The sequence below is a fragment of the Mucilaginibacter sp. genome, from assembly GCF_028287845.1.
Taxonomy (GTDB): domain Bacteria; phylum Bacteroidota; class Bacteroidia; order Sphingobacteriales; family Sphingobacteriaceae; genus Mucilaginibacter.
The window spans coordinates 1-21048 of sequence record NZ_JAQBOW010000030.1; the positions used below are offsets into that span (position 1 = coordinate 1).

21 protein-coding genes are annotated in these 21048 nt (G+C 40.3%); 9 read left to right on the forward strand and 12 right to left on the reverse strand.

The window, feature by feature from the left end:
• Window positions 1–233 (reverse strand): Rdx family protein (locus JWP71_RS02685; RefSeq protein ID WP_299496804.1); only part of this gene is annotated, 233 nt, incomplete at its 3' end.
• Between the two features lie 7 nt (window positions 234–240).
• Window positions 241–1068: an MOSC N-terminal beta barrel domain-containing protein gene (locus JWP71_RS02690; RefSeq protein WP_299496806.1), complete on the reverse strand. Its 828-nt coding sequence runs from the start codon at window positions 1066–1068 to the stop codon at window positions 241–243.
• Between the two features lie 237 nt (window positions 1069–1305).
• On the opposite strand from JWP71_RS02690, the gene JWP71_RS02695 reads away from it, so the two are divergent.
• The 3 genes from JWP71_RS02695 to JWP71_RS02705 are packed head-to-tail and all read left to right on the forward strand — an operon-like array spanning window position 1306 to window position 4256.
• The gene (locus JWP71_RS02695; RefSeq protein ID WP_299496808.1) at window positions 1306–2817 is read left to right on the forward strand and encodes a DUF2271 domain-containing protein; all 1512 of its coding nucleotides are present in this window, start codon (window positions 1306–1308) and stop codon (window positions 2815–2817) included.
• Window positions 2817–3473 carry a PepSY-associated TM helix domain-containing protein gene (locus tag JWP71_RS02700; RefSeq protein WP_299496811.1) on the forward strand — a complete coding sequence of 219 codons (657 nt, stop codon included), beginning with the start codon at window positions 2817–2819 and terminating at the stop codon, window positions 3471–3473. Before JWP71_RS02695 ends, JWP71_RS02700 begins: the two co-directional genes overlap by 1 nt.
• Window positions 3474–3479: 6 nt before the next feature.
• Window positions 3480–4256, forward strand: a complete 777-nt coding sequence (locus JWP71_RS02705; RefSeq protein ID WP_299496813.1) for an aldolase/citrate lyase family protein — start codon at window positions 3480–3482, stop codon at window positions 4254–4256.
• A gap of 118 nt (window positions 4257–4374) precedes the next feature.
• Here JWP71_RS02705 and JWP71_RS02710 read toward each other — a convergent pair whose 3' ends face one another.
• Entirely contained in the window at window positions 4375–6273 is a 1899-nt protein-coding gene (locus JWP71_RS02710; protein WP_299496815.1) for an OmpA family protein, read from the reverse strand.
• A 39-nt stretch (window positions 6274–6312) separates the two neighbouring features.
• Window positions 6313–6936 carry a 7-carboxy-7-deazaguanine synthase QueE gene (locus tag JWP71_RS02715; RefSeq protein ID WP_299496817.1) on the reverse strand — a complete coding sequence of 208 codons (624 nt, stop codon included), beginning with the start codon at window positions 6934–6936 and terminating at the stop codon, window positions 6313–6315.
• 143 nt (window positions 6937–7079) lie between these two features.
• Between JWP71_RS02715 and JWP71_RS02720 the strand changes: the two genes are divergently transcribed.
• Together JWP71_RS02720 and JWP71_RS02725 are read left to right on the forward strand one after the other, a co-directional pair.
• Complete coding sequence (locus tag JWP71_RS02720) at window positions 7080–7844, forward strand: hypothetical protein (protein WP_299496819.1); 765 nt, start codon at window positions 7080–7082, stop codon at window positions 7842–7844.
• A 5-nt stretch (window positions 7845–7849) separates the two neighbouring features.
• On the forward strand, window positions 7850–8188 hold the full coding sequence (locus JWP71_RS02725; protein ID WP_299496821.1) for a Rieske 2Fe-2S domain-containing protein: 339 nt from the start codon (window positions 7850–7852) through the stop codon (window positions 8186–8188).
• 102 nt (window positions 8189–8290) lie between these two features.
• On the opposite strand, the gene JWP71_RS02730 is transcribed toward JWP71_RS02725, so the two are convergent.
• The 3 genes from JWP71_RS02730 to lepA form a co-directional block, all read right to left on the reverse strand.
• A complete protein-coding gene (locus JWP71_RS02730; protein ID WP_299496823.1) occupies window positions 8291–8596 on the reverse strand; it encodes a GIY-YIG nuclease family protein in 306 nt (101 codons plus the stop codon).
• Window positions 8597–8651: 55 nt separating this feature from the next.
• Entirely contained in the window at window positions 8652–9533 is an 882-nt protein-coding gene (locus tag JWP71_RS02735; RefSeq protein WP_299496825.1) for a tetrahydrofolate dehydrogenase/cyclohydrolase catalytic domain-containing protein, read from the reverse strand.
• Between the two features lie 171 nt (window positions 9534–9704).
• Window positions 9705–11492, reverse strand: a complete 1788-nt coding sequence (lepA, locus tag JWP71_RS02740; RefSeq protein WP_299496827.1) for a translation elongation factor 4 — start codon at window positions 11490–11492, stop codon at window positions 9705–9707.
• A gap of 94 nt (window positions 11493–11586) precedes the next feature.
• On the opposite strand from lepA, the gene JWP71_RS02745 reads away from it, so the two are divergent.
• Window positions 11587–11841 (forward strand): hypothetical protein, encoded by a 255-nt coding sequence (locus tag JWP71_RS02745; protein WP_299496830.1) that lies wholly within the window; start codon window positions 11587–11589, stop codon window positions 11839–11841.
• A gap of 186 nt (window positions 11842–12027) precedes the next feature.
• Here the strand turns inward: JWP71_RS02745 and JWP71_RS02750 are convergent, their stop codons facing one another.
• From JWP71_RS02750 to JWP71_RS02765, 4 genes are all read right to left on the reverse strand, one after another.
• A complete protein-coding gene (locus JWP71_RS02750) occupies window positions 12028–13305 on the reverse strand; it encodes a DNA polymerase IV (protein ID WP_299496832.1) in 1278 nt (425 codons plus the stop codon).
• A 43-nt stretch (window positions 13306–13348) separates the two neighbouring features.
• Window positions 13349–13597: a hypothetical protein gene (locus tag JWP71_RS02755; RefSeq protein WP_299496833.1), complete on the reverse strand. Its 249-nt coding sequence runs from the start codon at window positions 13595–13597 to the stop codon at window positions 13349–13351.
• Between the two features lie 93 nt (window positions 13598–13690).
• Window positions 13691–14212, reverse strand: a complete 522-nt coding sequence (locus tag JWP71_RS02760; RefSeq protein WP_299496835.1) for a DinB family protein — start codon at window positions 14210–14212, stop codon at window positions 13691–13693.
• A 138-nt stretch (window positions 14213–14350) separates the two neighbouring features.
• Window positions 14351–15727 (reverse strand): sigma-54 dependent transcriptional regulator, encoded by a 1377-nt coding sequence (locus tag JWP71_RS02765; RefSeq protein WP_299496837.1) that lies wholly within the window; start codon window positions 15725–15727, stop codon window positions 14351–14353.
• Between the two features lie 594 nt (window positions 15728–16321).
• Here JWP71_RS02765 and JWP71_RS02770 point away from each other — a divergent pair.
• The 3 genes from JWP71_RS02770 (at window position 16322) to JWP71_RS02780 (ending at window position 19560) form a co-directional block, all read left to right on the forward strand.
• Window positions 16322–17419: an AAA family ATPase gene (locus JWP71_RS02770; protein ID WP_299496839.1), complete on the forward strand. Its 1098-nt coding sequence runs from the start codon at window positions 16322–16324 to the stop codon at window positions 17417–17419.
• A 418-nt stretch (window positions 17420–17837) separates the two neighbouring features.
• A complete protein-coding gene (locus JWP71_RS02775) occupies window positions 17838–18947 on the forward strand; it encodes a DUF262 domain-containing protein (protein WP_299496841.1) in 1110 nt (369 codons plus the stop codon).
• A complete protein-coding gene (locus tag JWP71_RS02780; protein ID WP_299496844.1) occupies window positions 18928–19560 on the forward strand; it encodes an MAE_28990/MAE_18760 family HEPN-like nuclease in 633 nt (210 codons plus the stop codon). Before JWP71_RS02775 ends, JWP71_RS02780 begins: the two co-directional genes overlap by 20 nt.
• Before the next feature lie 444 nt (window positions 19561–20004).
• Here the strand turns inward: JWP71_RS02780 and JWP71_RS02785 are convergent, their stop codons facing one another.
• Entirely contained in the window at window positions 20005–20982 is a 978-nt protein-coding gene (locus tag JWP71_RS02785) for an integrase core domain-containing protein (RefSeq protein WP_299496846.1), read from the reverse strand.
• Window positions 20983–21048: the final 66 nt, after the last annotated feature.

Below are 21048 nucleotides of genomic sequence, written 5' to 3' on the forward strand. Positions count from 1 at the left end.
TCCCTTACCAATTGTTTTAACTCTTTAATTTCCGGAAAGCGACCCTGATCTTTTCTGTCAAACAAAATATCATCATTTAAATATATAGTATAACGCCCGGCTGTTTCGCTTGGCCGTAAAGTTATTCCGTATAGGTCGTCTTCAAAAGTGGTTAATAATTCCTGGGCCATATAAGCAGCGCGCAAAAGCCAGTTGCATTTTGGGCAATATTCAATAGTGATGGATGGTTTCATTTTACATTTAAGCTATAATAAATCTGTCTTCATTGTGTACTGTAGATACTAATAATTCGTCGCCAACTGCAATGTTACCCGTGCCTGTATGAATTAAATTTTGTCCGAAATATATTTTATTATTTTTTGTACGATAAGAGGCAAGGGTTTTGGCAGGCTCCTTACTGCTTGAAGCGTCGCTTTGGTTAATAGCTATTATATTACATCGGGCACAAAGCTTTACTCCATTAAAATTAACATTATTAATGGTGATACTATTCATAATGTCTTCCTGGTAAGGTTCACCGCCGGTGAACACTATATTGGGCCTAAACCTATTCATAGGTACAGCATTACTTAATCTTTTATTCAGATCATTTAATGACGATTGTCCAATTATCAGAAATGGATAGGCATCAGAAAAAGAGGTTATGCTATCTTTATTTGTATACCGAGGATCGGTAAAGCGTTTGGTATTGTCTGGCATATATACCAGCCTGCAGTTGATTCCTAAAATATTTGTAAACCAATTATCTGCCTCATCGCTAACCAATTGGGCTATGCATGTATCATCCCATATTGTTACCGCTATAAACTGCTGTTTTACAGGAATTAATGGTATATTAATTAAAGTATGGTTTAACGAATGCTCTACCATTAAAAAGCTTGTAGAAATGCTAACATTTAGCAGGGCCAGCATAGCAACTTCGCGTTGCGAAATGAAACGATTATAGGCATCTATCAACATCCATCTGCGGTCATATTCAAACCCCCTGTCAGTTATTAAAGCCTGGTCAACTTTAATACCTGCCATTGATTTGATAGGATAAATATATAGCTCGCTAATTCGAAGCATCTGATCATATTATATTATCACAAAGTAACCTATATGTTTTAAATTATGGAGACGGTAAAATAGATAAGTTGATTCCTGATACAAAATAATTGTAATCAAATTAATTGAGGGGGCTTTCGAAATTATTTGAAAGTTTTTTGTGTATCTTTTTTATTACTTTCTTAAATTAAACATTAGCTGCTTAATTTAGCAATTATTAATAATCGCATTTTTTAATAATTATATATGTTAATTAAAATGAAATTATCCCCATTTTTAACTTTTTGCTGTTTACTGGTCACTATATGCAGTAGCGCAACTGTTCCGCCAAAAAAAGTAAGTAAATTATATATATCTAATTATGAAAATATATTAGGTACATCCTTTGAATTAAAAATAGCTGCCCTATCATCTGCACAAGCAGAATTAGCAGAAAATGCGGCAATGAGTGAGATTGACCGGATGAATAAAATATTAAGCGGCTATAACTCATCAAGCGAGTTTAGCCGTTGGTTGCATGGAGAAAAAAAGGCTGTAAAAGTATCGCCCGAGCTTTTTGAAGTTTTAAGTCTTTTTGATAAATGGAAAGCCAAAAGTGGCGGTGCATTAGATGCATCGGCACAGGTTATTGTAAAACTATGGGCAGATGCGGGCAAAAAAAACACCCGGCCCACTGATGCAGAACTTGTTGCAGCGGTAGCAGAGGTAAAACAACCTCACTGGAAATTAAATGCGGCTGATCAAACCGCTTTACGTTTAGATGATGCGCCTTTAATGCTAAACTCATTTGTAAAAAGCTATATAATAAATAAAGCTTGTGATGCAGCTCTTGCTAAAAGTGGTATTACAGGCATAGTAATGAATATTGGTGGTGATATAGTTGTTCAGGGAGCACATACAGAACAAATACAGGTAAGTGATCCAAAAGCTGACGCCGAAAATGATGAGCCCATAGCAAAGCTTAATATTAGCAATAAAGCAGTAGCTACCAGCGGAAACTATCGCCGTGGAGAATTAATTAATGGTCAATGGCATTCGCACATTGTTGACCCGCGCACAGGCTTACCGGCTGATAAAGTTATCAGCGTGACTGTAGTAGCAGATAACGCTACGGATGCCGGGGCTTTGGCTACAGCAATGAATGTGCTTACACCCGAAGAAAGTAAAGCATTAGCGGCTACAATACCCCACGCCGAATTTATGCTGATAACAAGCGATGGTAAACGCTATGAAAGTAACAGATGGAAGGATTTTGAAATTCCATTAAACAAACAAAATCTAAAAGCTAATATTATACCTGCAGATAATACATGGGATGCAAATTATGAGCTGTTAATAAAACTGGAATTGAGCGAGATAAATGATTTTCGGGTACATAGCCCTTATGTTGCAGTATGGGTAGTTGATAAAGACAAAAGGCCCGTACGAAACATTGCGCTTTGGTACAGAAAACCCAAATATCTGGATGAAATAAGTAGCTGGTATGATACATATTACTCCAGGTTTTCAGAGGGAGACCGTAGTATAAGCTCAACTACAAGTGCTACAAGGCCAGCCGGAAAATACACGCTAAAATGGGACGGCAAAAATGATAAAGGCGAATTTGTAAAACTTGGTGCATACACCATTATGATAGAAGTTGCCCGTGAGCATGGAACGCACCAGTTAATGAAACAAGAAATTGACTTTACTAAACCCGTAAAACCTATTAGCCTGCGTGGAAATGTTGAGGTTGCGGCAGCCTCGCTTGATTATACTAAGAAAAACTAATGACTGATAATACAGGGCCTAAAGCCCGTTTATATAAAAGAAAAGCAGTAGGCCCACCTAAACCGCTTTGGGAAAAACGCACCGCATCTGTTTCCCGGTGGTTGCATATTTACCTTTCAATGATAAGTTTTGTTATTGTATTGTTTTTTGCAATTACCGGCTTTACCCTTAACCATGCAGAATGGTTCGATGGCAAGCAAAGTATACAAAAATATACCGGCAAAGTACAGTTAAAATGGGTTAAAGTAAAAGATACTGCTGCAATTGCTAAACTGGAGATAGTTGAACTATTAAAGCATAACCATCATATTAAAGGTGATGTAAGCGATTTTATTATCGATGATAATCAATGTACCATATCGTTTAAAGGCCCGGGGTATAGCGCAGATGCCTTTATCGATAGGGATAACGGCGATTATAAAGTTACAGAAACCAGCCTTGGTTTAATAGCCCTTATTAATGATCTGCATAAAGGGCGTGATACAGGTAAAAAATGGTCGTATTTAATTGACATAGCAGCTATTTTTATGACCCTGCTTTCACTTACAGGTATCATCATGATATGCTTTATGAAAAAGAAACGTTTAAACGGTTTTATACTACTTGGGATTGGGACATTAGTTTGTTACCTGGTTTATTATTTTATGGTACCTTAATTATTTATGAAGAATTTAAAGAAACGACTTAAAAATGGCGAAACACTTAATGGCTGTTGGTTAAACCTGGGTAGCACAATTACTGCCGAAATTGTTGGCCTGTCTGGCTATGATTGGGTATTATTAGATCTTGAACATGGCGGCGGTTCTGAAAGAGACATACTAAACCAATTACAGGCCCTTGAACACACCCCCGCAGCAGCATTGGTAAGAGTTGAAAGCACACAACGGCAACGCATACAAAAAGTATTGGATATGGGCGCCGAAGGTATAATGTGCCCGCATATTGATAATGCAGCAGAGGCCAGTGAAGTAGCCGCTGGCTTGCACTATCCGCCACATGGGGTTAGGGGAGTAGCTAAGATGGTTAGAGCTACCGGATATGGTCTAAACTTTGCAGATTACTATAAGAATGCCCAGGATGACATTTTAGGCATCGTACAAATAGAAACTGTCGAATCTTTAAACAACCTGGATGCAATAGCCGCAATAGATAATATAGACGTGCTGTTTATTGGCCCCAATGATCTTACTATGGATATGGGCATTCATGGCCAGTATGATCACCCGTTATTTAAAGACGCCTTAAAAAGAACCGTTGATGCCGCCGAGAAGGTAGGTAAGGCAGCAGGAATACTTATTTTTGACGTTAATGATTATCAAATTTATATGGATGCGGGAATAAGGTTAATTGGATGCGGAGCAGATGCAACATTTGTAGCTAACGGCGCGCTTGCTATGGCCAACAAAATAAATACGGTCAGAGATAATTCTAAAAAATAAAGGCAGGTATTCCAAATATCACAGAGACATGGGCCATTAGTCTCACTATCCCGGTGAGACTAATGGCCCATTTGCCTTTCGAGAGCCACAAGGCGCATTCCGCTAGCTAGTGTTTGGTTTATTTAGCCGTTATCTTAAACTCTGTCCGACGATTTTTAGCCCTGTCCTCGTCGGTAAGGTTAGGTGCAATGGGTTGTGTTTTACCGTAGCCTTTAAATACTAGTCTTGCCGGGTCAACTTTATGACTTATCAAATAATCATAAACAGATTTGGCCCTGTTTTCTGATAGTTTTTGGTTAAGTTCATCATTGCCTACATTATCTGTATGGCCCGATACTTCAATATGTATAGTAGGATTTAAGGCTAAAAACTCCATCAGCTTTTGCAGTTCTGATCTTGATTCAGGTTCCAGTTCGTATTTATTAGTATCAAAAAATATATTCTTTAATATCACTTTATTACCCACTTCAATAGGTTCTAAAAAAACCGTGATATTAAACGGATTACCTGAAGTGTGTTTTACCAGCGAGAAGTTTTCAGAATAAAATAAGTATCCCGGCTTTGAAATATTTAACCCATAATTTTTACCGGATGCTATGGTGGCTAAAAAATCGCCCTTTTCAAACGAACTGTAGTCCTGGTAAACAGGTCTCGTGTTTTCCAGGTCAAGTATCTCTACCGCAGCTTCCAGTGGCTGTTTGGTTTTGGCATCGCTTACAAAGCCTTTTACATAGGTTACAACATTTGGCCTCAGGTTAGGTGGTACTTCAAAAGTATAAATATCAAATCCTCCATAACCACTTAATTTATTCGACGAGAAAAAGGCATAGCTGCCATTTGCTGTTAAGCATAACCCGCTTTCGTCGCCATTGGTATTAATTGGATACCCCAGATTTTGAGGCACCTTCCATTTACCATCTTTACCTAAACGACTAACAAACAGATCCTGATTACCCATGCCGGGCCAACCGTTCGAACAAAAATACAGTGTGCTGTCATCCGGATGAATAAACGGCGATTGTTCATTATAAGGAGTATTAATAGTAGGCCCCAGGTTCTCAGGCTCTCCCCAGCCCTTTGCCGTAAGGGTTGATTTCCAGATATCATAACCACCATAACCGCCCTTGCGGTTGCTTACAAAATATAGCGTGCGCCCATCAGCACTTATAGATGGTTGTGATTCCCAGCCGGGAGTATTTATTGGCGGACTCAGATCAAAAGGTCTACCCCAATCGTCGCCCTTTTTTTGAGCAACATAAATATCACAACGTCCTAGACCGTCAGGACGGTTGCAGCCTGTAAAAAACAGAAACTTGCCATCCTGCGAGATAGATTCAGAACCTTCATTATAATCGGGTGTATTGATCTTATCACTTAAATAAACAGCCTTTTGCCATTCAGAATTTACCTTGTTACTTTGATAGAAGTCTTCATTGCGCTTAATCTGGCGTGTAAATATGATGGTATTATCATCAGCTGTTGCTACCGGCGAATATTCATCGTTAGCGGTATTGATATTTGGGCCCATGTTGATGGGTTTAAACGGAACGGGGTGCTGTAATGCTTCTATAGCAAACAGGCAATCTTTTGCAAGTTTTTGTGCATACCGTTTCTTTTCGTCTGTTATGCCGGTATAGGTTAAATACTTTTGCACGTGTTTTAGGGCATCGGAGTACATAGCCTCAGATATTTCAATATCACCAACTTTAAGATAAACAGCACGGCTAAAATCAGGGTTTAAGGCAATAATTTTATTAAATTCTTGTATGGCGCCGACATTATTACGCTGCAGGTGCATCATATCACCTAACTGAGCATGTGCCTCTATAAAACCAGCATCCTCTGCAATAGCTTTTTGTAGTTGTGTAATAGCCTGGTCATACATGTGCTCATCAATACTTTGATTAGCTAACGCGAAATTCTTTATAGCTTCTTTATTGGTGGTACTGTACTGGGCCTGGGCGAAGGTGGAAACAGATAATAAAAGCAATAAAAAAAACAGAATAGTACTTTTCATTTCTGCTGATAGTATAGTTAATATTCTAAGTTACAATTATTAAGGAATATTTAAATACTTATGGGTTTGTAATGATATTTCCCATTTTGGATTATTCATTACATAGTCAACAATAAGCGGGATCATTTCTTTTGACTTTGACCATTCAGGCTGTAAATAAAGCTTGCAACCTTCAGGTACTAATCCGGCATGCTGCTCGGCAAATAAAAAGTCCGATTTATTAAATATAATTACTTTCAACTCGTTGGCATGCTTTGCCACGTTCGCCATTGGCGCCTTGAATTTTTTAGGCGACAAGCATATCCAATCCCAATGGCCCGAAAGGGGGTAGGCGCCTGATGTTTCAATAAAGGTTTTGATGCCTTTTTCTTGCAGCTGTGCGGTAAGGTAATCCAAGTTATAAATCAATGGCTCGCCACCGGTAACAACCACAGCCTTGCCGGGGTAAAGTATGGCGTTCTCAACTATCTTATCAGCAGCAGTAAGCGGGTGCAGTTCGGCATCCCAACTTTCTTTAACATCGCACCAATGGCAGCCAACATCACATCCGCCCAAACGGATAAAATAGGCAGCTTTACCGGTATGATATCCTTCTCCCTGTATCGTATAAAATTCTTCCATTAAAGGAAGCAATGTGCCGTCTTCCGGAACCTGGTGTGCCATAATAGGGTGCAAAGGTAGGCTTTTGGGCTGAAAGCAGAAAGCTAAAAGCGGAAAGCTATAAAAGTATGACTTAATAAAGAAAGACCTGATTTAATCATTCTAAAACCTTTTACCTTTCACCTCAAACAGTTATATTTGATATAATGAAGAAACGCTACATCTTAATGCTTCTTTCTGTAACGCTCTGTTTCACGTCATGCGTGGATATTGAGGAGCATTATGACTTTAAGCTGGATGGGTCATGTAATGTAGTGTATGGGTTTGATATGGGGCGGGCGGTATCTGTGTTTATGAATTTAATGTCTGATTCTGTTAAAGCAACCCCGCAGTTTAACGTGGTGAAGGATACTACGCTTAACTTCTATACAGCTTTACCAGATAGCATTGAGCGGAAGCTGAATATAGATGAAACCAATATGGCCAAGAGCAGCAGCTTATCTATTAAAATGGATCTGAAAAAGAACATTATGAAGATGAGCATTAGCCACCTGGCAAAAAATTCTGCCGACCTGGAATATTACCTGAAGCATCTTTCAAAAATATCTATGAATAACCAGCTGAGCGCGGTTACCAAAAACAGCGACCCGGTACGTGCTTTTAACGCGCAGCAACTGGTTGCCGGGCAGGATTACTATTCCTACGAAGTTACACCGCATAAATTTTATCGCATAGTTGATAAGGTGAAGTTTAACGCGTTTTTAAAAAAGACCCAAACCACCTTAGTTATGGCAAAAGCCATGCTGATAGATATGCCCTACAAGGTGATACTAAATTTTGCCAAACCGGTAAAAAAAGTAAATAATCCTAAAGCGATTGTATCGGCAGACCGGAAAAGAGTTACCCTGATAACTACTATGGACGATGCCATTAAAGACCCTACGGTGATGAATTTGAAGATCGATTTTTAATTGATATGACCTGGTATAAAGTACCTGATATTCAGTATACTAAAAATCCATTTATTAAAAAGGTAAAAGTTAACGGCAAGGGTATTTGTTTAGTTGGCTATGAGGGTGAAATATATGCACTGGCAGCAATTTGCCCGCATGCGGGTGGTGAGTTAAGCGGCGGATGGTGCAAGGATGGGAAATTGATATGCCCTATTCATCGTTATGCTTATGATATCCACACAGGTAAAGGCGACCCGGGTCAAAATGATTATGTGGATACTTATCCGGTAGAGATTCGGGAAGATGGTATTTATATTGGTATCACTTCTTTTTTGGAGAAAGTCAGAAACGCATTCAAATAAAGTCCCTTTTGTCATCTCGACCAACGGGAGAGATCTATACACGCGCTAAGCGGATAACTATCAATGTATAGATCTCTTGCTATGCTCGAAATGACAAATTCGTCATTCTTCATTAATTGCCTCATTTAAAAACTTCCATTCAGGATTAAAAGATTCTATTAGTGACATTTTCTTTTTTCTGCTCCACTTCTTTATTTCCTTCTCCCGTTGTATCGCAAAATTGATATCTGAAAAATGCTCATAATAGATAAGATTATAGCAATAATATTTTCCGGCAAATGAGTTTTTGTTGCCTTTGTTTTCGGTGTGTTCTTGTATGCGTCTATTGAGATCATTAGTCACGCCTACATACAATACTGTTTTGATGGGATTGGTGGTAATGTATACGCAAAAATTATAGTTCCACATGGCTAATTACCTGGCTATGTATAGATTTCTCGCTATGCTCGAAATGACACGAGGGTTAAGAGTAAACCTCTTTCTTAGCCGAAGCCAAAGTGTTTTTCAGCAACCCTATAATAGTCATCAAACCAACACCACCGGGTACCGGGGTTATCCATGATGATTTAGGGGCCACGTTTTCAAAATCAACATCGCCATAAAGCTTAAAGCCAGATTTGGTTACGGTTGATGTTTCCCTGTTCATACCTACATCTATCACTACCACTCCATCTTTTACCATATCGGCAGTAATAAAATTCTTTTTACCGATAGCTACAATCAGAATATCAGCCTGTAAAGTAAAGTTTTTAATATCAGGTGTACGGCTATGGCAAATAGTTACCGTGCAGTTACCCGGATAGGTGTTCCGCGCCATCAAAATGCTCATAGGCGAACCTACAATATTACTGCGGCCAACTACCACGCAATGCTTGCCTTGTGTTTCAATGCCGTATTCTTTTAGCATCAAAGTAATACCATAAGGTGTAGCCGGTATAAAAGATGGTAGATTACGCTGCATGCGGCCCAAATTAACAGGGTGAAAGCCATCCACATCCTTACGGTAGTCTATGCGTTCCGTTACTTTTTCAGGGTCGATATGTTTGGGCAGGGGTAGCTGAACAATAATGCCGTCAATATCAGCATCAGCATTTAACTCTTCTACTTTTTTAAGCAGTTCTTCCTCAGTAACGGTATCTTCATAACGTACTAAGCTTGATTTAAAGCCTACGTTTTCGCAGTTTTTTATCTTGCTGGCAACATAGGTTTCGCTGCCGCCATCATGGCCAACCAAAACGGCCACCAAGTGTGGCTTGCGCCCGGTTTGCGCTAAAATTTTAGCCGCTTCGTTAGCTATTTCAATTTTAAGTTTTTCTGATACGTATTTTCCGTCTAAGAGCTGCATGTATTTACTATTAAAGCGTCATTGCGAGGACCGAAGCAATCTCTAAAGAGGTAGGCTTGTACGCAATTTTATAAATAGGGCTTTCGCCATTAAAATAATTTTTCCTGTTTGATTAGCATGTGTAGAGATTGCTTCGGTCCTCGCAATGACGATCGAAACAATGCCCTATATCTAATCTAATTTCAAAACCGCCATAAACGCGCTCTGAGGTATCTCTACGTTACCCACCTGGCGCATGCGTTTCTTGCCTTTTTTCTGTTTCTCTAACAGCTTACGCTTACGCGATATATCACCACCATAACATTTGGCGGTAACATCCTTACGCAGGGCTTTAACCGTTTCACGGGCAATGATTTTGGCACCTATTGATGCCTGTATAATGATCTCGAATTGCTGGCGCGGTAAAAGCTCTTTCAGCTTTTCGCATATCTTTTTGCCAAAATCATAAGAGTTACCCCTGAATATCAATGACGATAAGGCATCAACCGGTTCTGCATTCAATTTAATATCCAAACGCACCAAATCACTTGTACGGTAACCTATCTGGTGATAATCAAACGATGCGTAACCTTTCGATATGGTTTTTAGTTTATCATAAAAATCAAATACAATCTCGCCCATCGGCATTTCAAACACCAGTTCAACACGATCAGATGTTAAGTACGACTGGTTTTTTATAAACCCACGTTTCTGTATACAAAGCGACATTACCGACCCAACAAATTCTGATTTGGTAATGATGGTAGCTTTAATATATGGCTCTTCTACACGATCAATTTTACTTGGATCGGGCAGATCAGATGGGTTATTTACAATAATTTCTTCGCCTTTGGTGGAGTAAGCAAGGTATGATACGTTGGGTACGGTGGTAATTACCGTCATATCAAATTCACGCTCTAACCGCTCCTGGATAATTTCCATGTGCAGCATGCCCAGGAAACCGCAACGGAAACCAAAACCTAAAGCCGCGGATGATTCCGGCTCAAAAACCAGTGAAGCATCGTTTAACTGCAGTTTAGCCATCGATTCGCGCAATTCTTCATAGTCCTCGGTATCAACCGGGTAAATACCCGCGAACACCATTGGTTTTACTTCTTCAAAACCTTGTATTCCACCTTCGCATGGACGTGCAATGGTAGTTATGGTATCGCCAACTTTAACCTCGCGCGATTCCTTAATACCTGATATGATATAACCAACATCGCCGGTTTTAATTACGTCTTTTGGTAATTGCTTTAGCTTTAGCGTGCCAACTTCTTCAGCTATATATTGCTTTTCGGTAGCGAAAAATTTCACACGGTCGCCTTTGCGTATTTCGCCGTTAACAACTTTAAAATAAGCTACAATACCGCGGAACGAGTTATAAACCGAATCGAATATCAACGCCTGTAAAGGTGCTTCCGGATCGCCAACAGGGGCGGGGACACGCTCAACAATGGCGCGTAAAATATCATGCACACCTAAACCTGTTTTGCCGGATGCGGCTAAAATTTCCTCGCGTTTACAACCTATCAACTCCACAATCTGATCCTTAACCTCCTCGGGCATAGCGCCTGGCAGGTCCATTTTGTTTAGCACCGGGATAATCTCCAGGTCGTTCTCTAAAGCTAAATAAAGGTTGGATATGGTTTGCGCCTGTATACCCTGCGCGGCATCCACTATAAGCAAAGCGCCCTCGCAGGCAGCTATGGAGCGGGATACTTCGTACGAAAAATCAACGTGGCCCGGTGTGTCAATCAGGTTCAGGATATATTTCTGCCCGTCAAGCTCATAATCCATTTGTATGGCATGGCTCTTTATAGTTATACCACGCTCACGCTCCAAATCCATATCGTCAAGCAGTTGTGCCTGGCTTTCGCGTTGGGTTATGGTGTTGGTATATTCTAATAACCTATCGGCAAGCGTACTTTTTCCGTGGTCAATATGTGCTATTATACAAAAATTGCGTATGTGCTTCATTCAGTCGCAAAAATAGCTTTTTTGGGCGATAAATTAGTATGGTTTAAAAGGATTTAGCTACATTGCTAATAATTATTAAACCACTTCTGCCAGCATGAGAATATTATTAACGTTCGCATTTTTATTGAACGCTATTGGCGTCACGGGGTGCGAGTGCCTGATTATATCACCAATAAAAAATAAGGAAAACCTTAAAACGTATGATTTTGTTGCCTTGGTAAAAGTTGAGCGTATTGATCCTGCTACAGATAACTCCCGCGAGGATCGCGATATTAAAATTCAGGTAAAAGAATTATTTAAGGGAAGTACCACAATGGTGTTGAATATTCAGGATTTTAATAATCCTTGAGAGACCTGCTCCAAAATTAAGTGAGGAATTACTCGTTTTTGGTTATCTAAAAGATGGGCACATCCAGATAAGTACCTGTAGTTTTTACAGATTAAAAGAAGAATATCCCGATCTGTCGCCCTATGATGGAATGGAGCAATTAAAGGCGCTGAGGCGTATTTATGAACATAAATGAAAGCATAATTATTATGCTTTATAATCCAATTCCGTCAAATCCTTTACCGAGCCAAAGCCGATCACATCTTTTATCACTTTGCCATCGGTCATTTCAATAGCACGTACCAACTTATCAGAGCCAAATTTATTCTTGATCTCGTGCATGGCTTTTAGCGCGGTTTCTTTGCGGTCCATATCTTCAAATAAGCTATAAAGCATGTTGCCGTTATTTACAAAGTTGGTAATGGCTACCCGCATGCTATTTATTTCGGTATTAAAAATGGGCCCTGTTCCGGTTAGTTTTTCAAACTTATCTACCCGTATGCGTATCATCTGCATCAGGCTGATTGCATCCTGCACAGGCGTAGTAATGGTAAAGGCATCATCCCAGCGGGTACCGTCTTCATACCTTGCCGTAAAACCTACCGATTTACAATAAAATTTATGGCTCACCATGCGCTTTTCCAACGTTAGGCAAAGCGTCATGAATAGCTGATCGATATAACTTATGTGCTGCCTTTTTTCTTTTGATATCTGCCGCATGGCCTGCATGCCGCGGTAATCATGCGCTGCAATATTGGTTTCAATAAAATTTAGGCGATAATGCCAGTAAATACCCTCAATGCCTTTAAAAATCGACTTTAACTTATCAGGCCCCGCATAGCGCATCTGGAGCGGTGTATTTATACCGGCACGCTCCAGTCTGTAGCTCATATTAGCCCCTATGCCGGGCATATCGCCCAGTTTCAATGGCCGTAAAACATCATCAATGTTTTGGTGGGTGATCATTAACAATCCATCCGTCTTCTTACCGCGTACAGATGCCAGTTTGGCCAGGAAAGCGTTAGGGGCTATGCCAATCGAGCAGGTAAGCCAATCGCCAACATTGTCTAAAATATCTTGTTTTATTTGTTTGGCTATAGTTAAAGGGTCAAGATGATTATAATGACCCAGGTTGATGATAGCTTCGTCAATACTTTTGGCAACTACATCTTTGCAGTAGGTGAGTAACAGGTTAATGATCTTGGTATGATACTCGCGGTAGCGGGCAGGGTTGCTCTCTACCGGAACCAGATCAGGACAAACAGCCATGGCATCATTTAAACGCATTCCTGCCTTTAAACCGCGTTCTTTAGCCTCTGTCGACAAGGAAATAACACAGCCATATTTGCCGGTATAAACACAAACGCCTACCGGCCTGCCGCGCAGCCAATAGTTGGCTTGCTGTTCGCAACGGGCAAAGTAGCTGTTCATATCAATAAACAGCACCCGCGATTCGGTCTTTACTTCAACACTATTTTGATTCACCTAGCAAATTTGCTAAAAATATTAGCAAATTCCAATTAAATCTTTAATTAGATCTTACCGGTATAGGCGATACGTTCCTGAAAGCATACGGATCAACATCTTTTATTTTAACATCCATAGGGCCATCTGCATGTTTTATATTAACATTTATGGTTCCATCCGCATTAACCGGGATAGAGACATAATGCCGGCTATCGGCCATTGCAGGTGTAATAATACCTTTAAATAAATTAGCTGTTAATGCTATGGCAATAATGGTCAGTACAATTTTGGTGTAGGTGTCGGTTTTCATAAGCTGATAAATTAGTAATTGTATAAAATTAAAAGGACTTACTAAGTTTCAACTCAGTAAGTCTTTAATAAAATTAGTTATTTTATTCTTTACTTAAAATAGCATTTCTGCAGGAGGTTTTACACCTTTTAAACGCAGGTAAACGGTTGTTTGCCCGCGGTGATGGGTTTGGTGCTCAAACGCTTTAGCTAATATTAATGCTTTAGGTGTTTTCATTCCTTCGGCCGTTACTGTTTCCTGCATTTTGTCTACAGGAATGCTTTCCAGGGCAGTGATGCAAAAATCATAGCTGTCCATAACTGCTTTTGTGGTAGCATCCTTAGTTTGTGCTACAGTTTTTTCTGCAGACGATTTACCTAACGGACTTTCTTTACCGCTTGCTACCGAAAGAAAATAATAATTAGCATCTGCTAAATGCAGCATTTGTTGTGCGAAGGTGCGTACCTCGGGTGTTGCTTTAAAAGTGTAGCCATCTGCAGGCATAGCATCTAAATAGGCTTTTGTGTAAACCTTGGCACGTTTCCATTCGCCAATAGCCTGTTCTTTGGTTAGCTGCGCAAAAACAGAAGTGCAGGTAATAGTTAATAAAACAATTACAAATGATAATTTTTTCATGGTTTGTTTGGTTTGATGAATAAATATGGAGTTTGATTTTATTCTATAACTAAGATACGGTTTAACTGCAACTGTTACAAAATTAAAAGACTGCGAATAAAAAATCACTCATTCACATTCAATCAATTACTCATTATTTTATTCGCCTCTTTTCAATCCGTATTTCTCTATTTTGCTGTAAAGGTGGCTACGTTGTATATCAATATCATCTGCGGTTTTTGATACGTTCCAGTTGTTTTTTTCCAGCTTAAATTTGATGTATTCCCGTTCGGCAAAATCTTTATATTCCTGGAAGTTTTTAAACTGGTTAAAATCTGTTTGCGGGGCAGCAGCTTCGCTTGAAGCAGGCGCCGGTGCCGACGGGTTGGCAAAAGCCTTAACGTCTTCCTCGGTAATAGTTTTATCACTCAGGATGATCAGGCGCTCTACCATATTTCTAAGCTCACGTATATTACCTGTCCACGGTAAAGCTCTCAGTGCCTCTAAGGCACCATCTGATATCTTTTTAAGCGGCATGCTATAGTCGCTGCATATTTCTTCTAAGAAACTTTGGGTAAGCAGCGTTATATCGTCCTTACGTTCAGTCAATGGTGGTACGTGTATCAAAATAACACTTAGGCGATGGTAAAGGTCCATACGGAAATTACCAGCCTCTATCTCTTTTAAAAGGTCCTTGTTGGTTGCCGCTACAACGCGTACATCAACTTCTATTTCTTTTTCGCCGCCAACGCGGGTTATTTTATTTTCCTGTAGGGCGCGCAATACTTTTGCCTGTGCCGACAGGCTCATGTCGCCAATCTCATCCATAAAAAGCGTACCGCCTGATGCAGATTCAAACTTGCCGATACGCTGTTTAATGGCCGACGTAAATGAACCCTTCTCGTGACCAAATAATTCGCTTTCAATTAACTCCGACGGGATAGCCGCGCAGTTAACTTCAATTAGGGGCGCGTTAGCACGGTTTGATTTTTCGTGCAGCCAGCGGGCCACCAGCTCCTTGCCACTGCCGTTTGCGCCGGTTATTAATACCCGTGCATCAGTAGGGGCAACACGCTCTATGGTTTCTTTTATTTTAGCGATAGGAACGGAGTCGCCTAAAATGGGGCGCACTTTAGATACCTTGCGTTTTAACACCTTGGTTTCAACAACCAGGCTTCCGCGGTCCAGCGCGTTACGTACGGTAATTAGCAGGCGATTAAGATCTGGCGGTTTAGATATAAAATCGAACGCCCCTTTTTTGCTGGCCTCAACAGCGGTTTCAACCGTACCGTGGCCCGATATCATGATGAAGGGAAGATCTGGCTTAATAGCTAAACCCTCGCTTAACACCTCCAAGCCGTCCATACGGCTCATTTTTATATCGCAGAGGATAAGGTCGTAGTCATTTTTACGGATCAGTTCTAACCCGTCAATGCCATTGTCTACGTCTTCCACCTCGTATTCTTCATATTCCAGTATTTCGCGCAGGGTGTTGCGGATTGCCCGCTCATCGTCAATAATCAAAATTTTAGCCATGTGTGTGTTTATTCAATGATAAGTTATGGTAACGTTACTAATATAGGATTTGTATAGGAAACTAAACACTTTTTTGGTGGAGTTGTTTGAGTGGGGTGTGATTTATTTTCAGGAGGTGAAGATTAAAGATTGGTGATTAGAGATTGGTTGCTTATCGCTTTGTCACGCGCCAGGACTAATCTTTAATCTTTAGTAACCAATCTTTAAAACAGTTGCTTATCGCTTTGTAATGCGCCAGGCAATCTTTAATCTTCAATCACCCATCTTTAAAATCACCCCCCTTTGTTTCACGAAAATGTGTAACAAAATGTAACAAGTGTAACAAGATTTCGACTTAACATATTGATAATAAACAAACTATAAAAAAGTGATGTAACAAAATGTAACAACTTATTCGTCTGTTTCTTTAAGTGGAAAATTTAATTATTGTGATGATTATCAGTAAATTGCAATTTGGTACTTTTGGAAGTGGTGTAATAAGATTTCCGCGATGTTTTTTGGTGGTGTAACAAGGCTATTTGCAGGGTACTGACAAACTAGTGTCACCACTACTGTGCGCCGGGCTGGGTATCTTGCATAAAATCTTTGCAAATCATGAATAATTACAACACACCCGCGCACTCGTCGGCGCGGCCGATAGAGATTGAGCTGATCCGCTCTATGGCGCGCAAACCGTTAACCACCAAACAAAACAACCAATTGGATGAACTTTTGCGAAGCCCCGCCGATAGCAGGGATGCCTTTATTATGAAACCCGCGGCCGACTGGCTGCAAACACCCAACGATAGCCAGGATGCCACAGCCACGCTGTTTGGCGATTTTTGGTACCGGGGCGAGTTATGCATTATGTTTGCCGATACCAACGTGGGTAAATCCATATTGGCGGTGCAAATTGGCGATAGCCTGAGCAGGGGCGAGCCCATACCCGGCTTTGGAGCGGCAAGCAAGCCCGAAAAAGTGCTGTACTTTGACTTTGAGTTGAGCGCCGCGCAGTTTAGAAAACGATATAGCAGCGACGTTTACGGTAATTATAACTTTGGCCCCGGTTTTACCCGCCTTGTTTTTAACCCCGATGCGGATGGCGCACGCAAATTTGCCAGCTATGCCGATTACCTCAACAACGCTATCGAAAATGTATTGGTAACCAGCGGCGCCCGCATCCTCATTATTGATAACATTACCTGCCTGCGCAGCGGTACCGAGGCTGCTGCCAGTGCCGTAAACCTGATGAGTAAGCTACAGGCCATTAAGCACAGGTACGGCCTGTCTATATTGGTGCTGGCGCATACGCCCAAGCGCAACCCCGCAAAACCCATAAGCCGTAATGATTTGCAAGGCAGCAAAATGCTCATCAATTTTGCCGACAGCGCCTTTGCCATTGGCGAAAGCCAAACCAGCGCCGGTATGCGTTACCTTAAGCAGATTAAACAACGCAGCGGCAGTCAGGTTTACGGCTACGATAATGTGTGCCTGTGCCGCATGATAAAGCCCTATAACTTTTTACACTTTGAGTTTACCACCAACGATGCCGAGACCGCCCACCTGCTGCACTATACCGAACAGCACCGCAAAGCCACCGAGGACCGCATAACCCAACTGCACAGCCAGGGCCATACCCTGCGCGCCATTGCTACCGAAATGGGGATATCGTACGTTACGGTGTTCAGGTTGGTGAAACGGTTGAACCGCTGATTTAGGGTGATTTTTGGATTTCGTAGATGATTGATTACCGCCTGCTAAAGCGTGGACGCTTTACCAGGCAGTAACGGCCATATACCCATTCCCCTCCGCTGTCCGAATGTCTCCGACTTCGGACCGCTATGTAAATAGTCTTCGGACTATTGTGCTTTCACCTATAAATAGACCGCGCGCTAATGCTTTAATATAGGCTTTGCGTACTGTAGTTGCAGACTACATGCATAATTGTCCGAAGTCAGAGGCGTTCGGACAGCGTTATTGGAATACTACGGACAGCGGGGTGATTGATCGTCCAAGCTTTAACTGAAAACGTATTTCAATCTGTTTATTATTGACAAATACGATATATTTTCAAAATAAAAAACTACTTTTAAATCGTAACAATAATATTGTAATTACCAAATTAGACCTAATGGCACTACAAGAAGAAATCGAACAAAGATCGAAAGAAATACATACAGAAAATCTCGGAATGTCCATAGGTGAGATGATGAGCATGTATGCAGATGGCGATCTTGATATCCATCCTGAATTTCAACGATTTTATCGCTGGACTGATTATCAAAAATCCAGACTTATTGAATCAGTATTATTAAACATTCCTATACCTTCAATATTTGTTGCACAACGAGAAGATGGAGTATGGGATGTAGTTGACGGCCTACAGCGTTTATCTACTATACTTGAATTTACCGGATATTTAAAAGATGAGAACGGCAAGCCGAAGTCGCCCTTGAAATTACAAAAAACAACTTTTTTGCCATCTTTGGAAAATAAAACATGGGCGCTAGGCGTAACAGATTCATTCACAGAAGCCCAACAGCGATATTTTAAAAGAAGTCGCTTATCATTTGTGATAGTACAAAAAGAAAGTGACAATAGTAGCAAATACGAGTTATTTCAAAGATTGAATACAGGTGGCAGTTCTCTTACACCTCAAGAAGTTAGAAATTGCTTATTAGTAATGAGCAATCCATCTTACTTTGATAAACTTAAAACATTAGCAGAATTCGAACCTTTCTTGAACTCTATTAATATATCCGACAAAAATTTAGAGGAACAATATGAAAAAGATTTGGTAACCCGATTTCTTGTATTAAAAAATGCTGACATTTCGGTTTTAAGTGGAATCGTTGATCTTAGTAATTATTTGGACGAAAAAATTGTTAATTATTTTGAAGAAAATTTCAATAATTGGCTTGATGTTGAATCATTGTTTAAAAGAACATTTACACTTATTAAAGACCATGTTGGAGACGATGCATTTAAACGCTACAACACAACTAAGGGTTCTTTTTATGGAGGCTTTATAGTATCGGCATTTGAAATGGTGGCACTAAATCTTGCTAATAACATTGATTATTGGGAAAGTCACCCCAAAGAGATTCTTAGTAGAATAATTGCTTGTTGGGACAAAATCAATACTGATGGAATATCTTGGAAAGGTTTTAGTGCGTCAGGAAGACTTCCAAAAACAATTTCTATAGGACGGAAAATTTTTAATGAAGGTCAGAACGCTTAATGAATTAGAATCTAGTATAGATTCTGAAATTTCTTGGCGTAAAAAAGAATTGGTTGATTATAAACTCACTGTAGATAGAAATATTAATTCTACTATAGTTATTCCCTTATGTCGAGGAGGAATTGCATTAAGTTATGCCCATTGGGAGGGATTTATTAAATCAGCTTCTTCGTTGTTTATTAACTACATTTCTATGAGAAAAATCCCTTTAAATTCATTGAAAACTAATTTTGTCGCTTTAGCATTTCAAAGACAATTAAACAAAGGCAAAGCCGTGCAGGAATGTGTTACTCTCATAGATGAATTACTTTTCCAAAGAGATAAACCAGCGAAATTTTTCGAGCGAGATATTATTGATACCAAAGCCAATTTACGATTTGGGGTTTTAAGTGACATTTTGCTTTCTTTAGGCCTTGATAAAACACAATTTGCAGCTAAAGAGAATTTTTTAGATAAAAAACTTGTAGAGCCACGTAATGATATAGCTCATGGTACATATAGAGATATTTCATATGAAGATTACCTAATTGTACATGAGAATATCATCCCTTTAATGGAGCATTATAAAACTTTAATTGAAAATTCGGCAGCTTTAGAAAGTTATAAAATTTAGTTCCCCCCCCGCTGGCGCAAGTATGCAGGGTTAGCCAAAAGCGCGGTGTACTTGTGCCTATACAAATAGGCAGGTAATAATAATGGCACAAGTACGCTTGCCCGCTTGCCACCGCTGCATACTTGCGCCAGCCATTGGGCCCAGCCATTGGGCACCCCATACCCCGAGCGTCATTGCGAGGAACGAAGCAATCTCTACATAGGACATTCAACTAAACGGAATTTCATTTTTTAGCGTATCAGACAAATTATTTAATTTGCAATATGGTTTTTCAACGAGGCGCTTAACATCATGACCAATAAGCTTAATAAGGTTTTATACGTCGGCGTAACGCCCGAATTAACCGGCCGTGTATGGGATTTTCATAGCTGATTAGCTTACGTAGAGATTGCTTCGTTCCTCGCAATTGTAAGGGTTTAGTAATTCGGTAACAAAATTAGGTATTTATTTTTTGTTGTTTAGGGAGACCATATCGATAGGTTTTTTGCCATTAATACCTTGATGCGGCCTTTCCCAGTTATAGTAAACGAGATATTTAAGCAGTTCGTCTTCGAGTTCTTCAAAACTGTCAAAGTCTGTATCTTCGATCAGGTCTTCTTTAAGTGTTCGCCAGAATCGTTCGACCTTGCCATTGGTCTGCGGACGGTAAGGCTGCATATATCGGCGCTTGATACCGGTTTCTATTAACATTCGCTCAAAAGGATGATTGCGTTTATTCTGACTAATGGCAGGGCCAAACTCGGGACCATTATCGGCGATAATCTCTTCGAACTGGATGCCGAACTCCCGTTTAAGTGCTTGCATACACTGCAAGGCAGTGAACATGGTGGTAAGTGCGGTGATGTCCTCCATTACCTGCGCCCAGGCCAGGCGGGAATAGTCGTCCAATACGCAAAGCAGGTACAGCTTCCTATTTTGCCCTCTAATCACGCTTTTACTCAGGTGATGACAGTCGATATGCCCTAACTGACCCATACGTTCCTTAATAATCTTTCTCTTTACTTCTTTATCTGCGACAGTTAAACGGTTCTTGTTGTGCCGTTTCAGAATGTTGTATACGCCTGAAGGCGATGGTGTAAAGTTATTAGCTTTTTGCTTAAACTGGTCGGCTATCTCAAACTTATTGCAGCCCCGCAACCGAAGATCGAGTACTTGCTGTTCATCTTCGGGAGCAGGGCGCCGTGTACGATACTTAGGCCCGCGTTTGGCAGGCAGCAGGTCCAACTCATTGCCTGACTGCTTGAACCGGTTATAATACTTTAAGAAACTTCTCGGATCTGTATCATGGGCCAAATAGAAGTCTTTAGCGAACTTAAAGATAGGATGCTCTCCTCGCTTTACCTGCTCATATTCGCTGATTAAAAATCGGTACTTACTAAGGTAATTACGTTTTAGAGTAAGATCGTTGTTTATATTCCGCATAACTTTTAGCTTTATTCTTTAAAGCTAATTCTGTTACCGAATTATCTGACCTTTACAGCAATGACG

Excerpts from the sequence above, each read along its gene's own strand:
- JWP71_RS02775 (WP_299496841.1), top strand. The coding sequence starts at position 17,838 with ATGGCACTACAAGAAGAAATCGAACAAAGATCGAAAGAAATACATACA.
- JWP71_RS02765 (WP_299496837.1), bottom strand. The coding sequence starts at position 15,727 with ATGGCTAAAATTTTGATTATTGACGATGAGCGGGCAATCCGCAACACC.
- JWP71_RS02745 (WP_299496830.1), top strand. The coding sequence starts at position 11,587 with ATGAGAATATTATTAACGTTCGCATTTTTATTGAACGCTATTGGCGTC.
- JWP71_RS02705 (WP_299496813.1), top strand. The coding sequence starts at position 3,480 with ATGAAGAATTTAAAGAAACGACTTAAAAATGGCGAAACACTTAATGGC.
- JWP71_RS02735 (WP_299496825.1), bottom strand. The coding sequence starts at position 9,533 with ATGCAGCTCTTAGACGGAAAATACGTATCAGAAAAACTTAAAATTGAA.
- JWP71_RS02690 (WP_299496806.1), bottom strand. The coding sequence starts at position 1,068 with ATGCTTCGAATTAGCGAGCTATATATTTATCCTATCAAATCAATGGCA.
- JWP71_RS02725 (WP_299496821.1), top strand. The coding sequence starts at position 7,850 with ATGACCTGGTATAAAGTACCTGATATTCAGTATACTAAAAATCCATTT.
- JWP71_RS02760 (WP_299496835.1), bottom strand. The coding sequence starts at position 14,212 with ATGAAAAAATTATCATTTGTAATTGTTTTATTAACTATTACCTGCACT.
- lepA (WP_299496827.1), bottom strand. The coding sequence starts at position 11,492 with ATGAAGCACATACGCAATTTTTGTATAATAGCACATATTGACCACGGA.
- JWP71_RS02700 (WP_299496811.1), top strand. The coding sequence starts at position 2,817 with ATGACTGATAATACAGGGCCTAAAGCCCGTTTATATAAAAGAAAAGCA.
- JWP71_RS02710 (WP_299496815.1), bottom strand. The coding sequence starts at position 6,273 with ATGAAAAGTACTATTCTGTTTTTTTTATTGCTTTTATTATCTGTTTCC.
- JWP71_RS02770 (WP_299496839.1), top strand. The coding sequence starts at position 16,322 with ATGAATAATTACAACACACCCGCGCACTCGTCGGCGCGGCCGATAGAG.
- JWP71_RS02695 (WP_299496808.1), top strand. The coding sequence starts at position 1,306 with ATGAAATTATCCCCATTTTTAACTTTTTGCTGTTTACTGGTCACTATA.
- JWP71_RS02730 (WP_299496823.1), bottom strand. The coding sequence starts at position 8,596 with ATGTGGAACTATAATTTTTGCGTATACATTACCACCAATCCCATCAAA.
- JWP71_RS02755 (WP_299496833.1), bottom strand. The coding sequence starts at position 13,597 with ATGAAAACCGACACCTACACCAAAATTGTACTGACCATTATTGCCATA.
- JWP71_RS02715 (WP_299496817.1), bottom strand. The coding sequence starts at position 6,936 with ATGGCACACCAGGTTCCGGAAGACGGCACATTGCTTCCTTTAATGGAA.
- JWP71_RS02785 (WP_299496846.1), bottom strand. The coding sequence starts at position 20,982 with ATGCGGAATATAAACAACGATCTTACTCTAAAACGTAATTACCTTAGT.
- JWP71_RS02720 (WP_299496819.1), top strand. The coding sequence starts at position 7,080 with ATGAAGAAACGCTACATCTTAATGCTTCTTTCTGTAACGCTCTGTTTC.
- JWP71_RS02780 (WP_299496844.1), top strand. The coding sequence starts at position 18,928 with ATGAAGGTCAGAACGCTTAATGAATTAGAATCTAGTATAGATTCTGAA.